The sequence below is a fragment of the Pseudomonas edaphica genome (assembly GCF_005863185.1).
In the GTDB taxonomy this organism is placed as follows: Bacteria; Pseudomonadota; Gammaproteobacteria; order Pseudomonadales; family Pseudomonadaceae; genus Aquipseudomonas; species Aquipseudomonas edaphica.
The window spans coordinates 1-2,949 of sequence record NZ_VBVZ01000705.1 but is presented as its reverse complement, the minus strand read 5'-3'; the positions used below and the strand labels follow the sequence as shown (position 1 = coordinate 2,949).

The window sequence follows — 2,949 nt, the reverse complement described above, 5'->3', positions numbered from 1 at the left end:
GGCATAGATAGTCCAGCACACACTGAAGTGGTCTTTGGTCGCGGCTTGGGTTTGAAAGCTCAGCACGGCGGCGAAGGCGGCGGCGAGCAGGGCGGGTAAACGGATTGTGGGCATGGGGCTTCTCCAGTTGAACATGGGCGAGCAGGAGCAACGCGGCACCGTGAACGGTGGCTTGTCTCCCGGGCTTTTATCCCGCCGTGTAACCTCAACTGGAGGTCGCCAACTCTCGGACCAGCCACTCGCTTTTCAAGCGAGCCGGAACCCTAGTCGGCCATTGCAAATTGTGGTGCCGCGAACCTGTGATGAATCCTGCACAGGCTTGCTAAAGCGAGAGTCGTGCCAAGTGGTGGGTGGGCCTCTAGGGCGCGGGGTTGCAGCGAGGTGGTGGTTGGCTGGTGCGCTGACGTGCGTTGTGCTGGTGCGCCGTCGCACTGCAATGAGGCGTTCAGTTCGTCCGAAACAGGTATTTCAAACTGTGTCAAAAACGCACCAGATTCGGTTTTTGATGTCAGATATTTCGTCATTCATTGAAAGACGAATGCCGCCCTTCAGCGTCGCTGAAGGTGCTCCCCAGCGGTCCAGGAGGCCGCCATGTATCGACGACTGCTGCTTAGCGCTTTATTTGGCCTGACCCTCTCCGCGTGTGTGCCCTATTACGACGGTGGCGCCACTTACTACCGCTCCGAGGTCTACACCGCACCGGCGCCCGCTTATTACTACGGCGGCCCTGCTTACTACCAATACGGACGCAGCTATTACGCGCCGCCGCCGCGCTATTATTCGGCGCCGCGTTATTACCAGCCGGCGCCGCGCTACTACCCACGGCCCGGTTACCGGCCGTATCCGAACCAGGGTTGGGGCGGTGGTAACCGTTGGGGCAATGGTGGTGGGCATAACCAGGGCGGCAACCGAGGCGGTGGGCATGGTGGGGGGCACCGTTAGATGTCGGATAAATCCGCCAGCGGGTGCCGTCCTTCCCAAGCCTTGTGAAAGTGCGCTTCGACCACGGCGTCGGGAATGGTATTGATATCCGGCCAGTGCCAATGGGGCGTCTGGTCCTTGTCGATCAAGCGCGCCCGCACGCCTTCGGCAAACTCCGGGTAACGGCAGCAATTGAGGCTCAGTGTGTATTCCATCTGGAACACCTCGGCCAACGACAGGTGCCGCGCCCGCTGGATCTGCTCCCACACCAGGTGCGCGGTCAGCGGGCAGCCTTCACTCAGGTTTTTGCCGGCGCGGCTGAACAGCGGGTCGGCGTGCTCACGTAACGGGCTCAAGGCGCGCCAGGCACAGCGCACATCAGCCACATCCAGCCATTCGTCGATCTGCGCACGGCGCGGCAGCCATTGCGCTTCGGGTTGCTGGTCAACGGCTTCCTGGGCGAGCGCCTTGAGCAGGCTGTTGAGCTGCATCGCGGTTTGTTCCTGCCAGTTCAATTGCAGCAGGCCATCTATCAACGCTTCCTGCTGGTCATCGCGCAGGAAACGGTCGGCCAGGCCCAGGTCCAACGCATCGCGGCCGTTGATATGGGCGCCGGTGAGGCCAAGGAATAACCCCAGCTTGCCCGGTAACCGCGACAGGAACCAACTGGCCCCGACATCCGGGTACAGGCCGATGCTGATCTCGGGCATGGCCAGGCGGCTGCTCGGTGTGACGATACGCACCGAAGCGCTCTGCAGCAGGCCCATACCACCGCCGAGCACATAACCGTGTCCCCAGCAGATCAGCGGTTTGGGGTAGGTGTGCAGGCGGTAGTCGAGGCGGTATTCAGCGGCGAAGAACTGCGCGGCCAGGGTGGGCACTTCGCCGGGGAGTTCACGGCAGGCCTGGGCCAGGCTGCGGACTTCGCCACCGGCGCAAAAGGCTTTGGGGCCATTGCCGCGCAGCAGTACACACACGATATTCGGGTCTTTGGCCCAGGCCTCCAGGCGTTCGTCCAAGGCCAGGATCATGGGCAGGGACAGTGCGTTGAGGGATTTTTCCGCGTCCAGGCTGGCGATGCCGAGGCGGGCACCGTCGCTGCCGGTCAGCTCTTCGAAGTGCAGGTTCATCGTGACCTCAATCGAGAAAGTGAAGGTTCAGTATGAACGCTTCAAAGGAAAGTGCCGATGATGTGTCAGATCAATTGACAAGCGGGGTCGGCTTTCCTAGGGTTCGCCCATTCTTTTTTACACGATGAACACACCATGACCGAAGGCGACCGCATCAAACTCGAACCCAGCTGGAAACACGCCCTGCGGGATGAGTTCGACAAGCCCTACATGGCCGAACTACGCGAGTTCCTGCGCCAGGAACATGCCGCCGGCAAAGAGATCTACCCGCCTGGCCCGCTGATCTTCAATGCGCTCAACTCAACGCCGTTGGACAAGGTCAAGGTGGTGATCCTCGGCCAGGACCCGTACCACGGCCCCGGCCAGGCTCATGGCTTGTGCTTCTCGGTACAACCGGGCGTGCCAACGCCGCCGTCGCTGGTCAATATCTACAAAGAACTCAAGCGCGACCTGAACATCGACATTCCCAACCACGGCTGCCTGCAAAGCTGGGCCGACCAGGGCGTGCTGATGCTCAACACCACCATGACCGTGGAGCGCGCGAATGCCAATGCCCACGCGGGCAAGGGCTGGCAGTTCTTTACCGATCGTGTGATCGAAGTGGTCAGCGAGCACCAGCCGCACCTGGTGTTCCTGTTGTGGGGCGCCCATGCGCAGGGCAAGCAAAAGCTGGTGGATGCGACCAAGCACCTGGTGCTGACCTCGGTGCACCCGTCGCCGTTGTCGGCGTATCGCGGGTTTTTGGGGTGTGGGCACTTCGGTCGTACCAACAAGTTTCTTGAGCAGAATGGCGAGACGCCGATTGAGTGGCGGTTGCCGCCACTCTAAAGGTTAGTCACAACCTAATGTGGGAGCTGGCTTGCCTGCGATGACGGTCTGTCAGCCGATACATTTATTG

General features: G+C 61.1%; 3 protein-coding genes, 1 pseudogene and 1 riboswitch. Of the genes and pseudogenes, 2 read left to right on the top strand and 2 right to left on the bottom strand.

Annotated elements, in window-relative coordinates:
* Positions 1 to 114: pseudogene (locus FEM54_RS29280) on the bottom strand (putative urea ABC transporter substrate-binding protein); the annotation flags it as partial.
* 60 nt (positions 115 to 174) lie between these two features.
* A riboswitch (guanidine-I (ykkC/yxkD leader) is annotated at positions 175 to 278 on the bottom strand.
* Between the two features lie 313 nt (positions 279 to 591).
* Between FEM54_RS29280 and FEM54_RS29275 the strand changes: the two are divergent.
* Entirely contained in the window at positions 592 to 942 is a 351-nt protein-coding gene (locus FEM54_RS29275) for a hypothetical protein (RefSeq protein ID WP_138453930.1), read from the top strand.
* On the opposite strand, the gene FEM54_RS29270 is transcribed toward FEM54_RS29275, so the two are convergent.
* Positions 939 to 2,051, bottom strand: a complete 1,113-nt coding sequence (locus FEM54_RS29270) for an enoyl-CoA hydratase/isomerase family protein (RefSeq protein ID WP_138453929.1) — start codon at positions 2,049 to 2,051, stop codon at positions 939 to 941. The genes FEM54_RS29275 and FEM54_RS29270 overlap by 4 nt on opposite strands.
* Positions 2,052 to 2,186: 135 nt before the next feature.
* Here FEM54_RS29270 and ung point away from each other — a divergent pair, with 135 nt between their 5' ends.
* Positions 2,187 to 2,879, top strand: a complete 693-nt coding sequence (gene ung / locus FEM54_RS29265) for a uracil-DNA glycosylase (RefSeq protein ID WP_138453928.1) — start codon at positions 2,187 to 2,189, stop codon at positions 2,877 to 2,879.
* Positions 2,880 to 2,949 lie beyond the last annotated feature (70 nt).

Coding starts and splice junctions, on each gene's coding strand:
- FEM54_RS29275 (WP_138453930.1), top strand. CDS start 592: ATGTATCGACGACTGCTGCTTAGCGCTTTATTTGGCCTGACCCTCTCC.
- FEM54_RS29270 (WP_138453929.1), bottom strand. CDS start 2,051: ATGAACCTGCACTTCGAAGAGCTGACCGGCAGCGACGGTGCCCGCCTC.
- ung (WP_138453928.1), top strand. CDS start 2,187: ATGACCGAAGGCGACCGCATCAAACTCGAACCCAGCTGGAAACACGCC.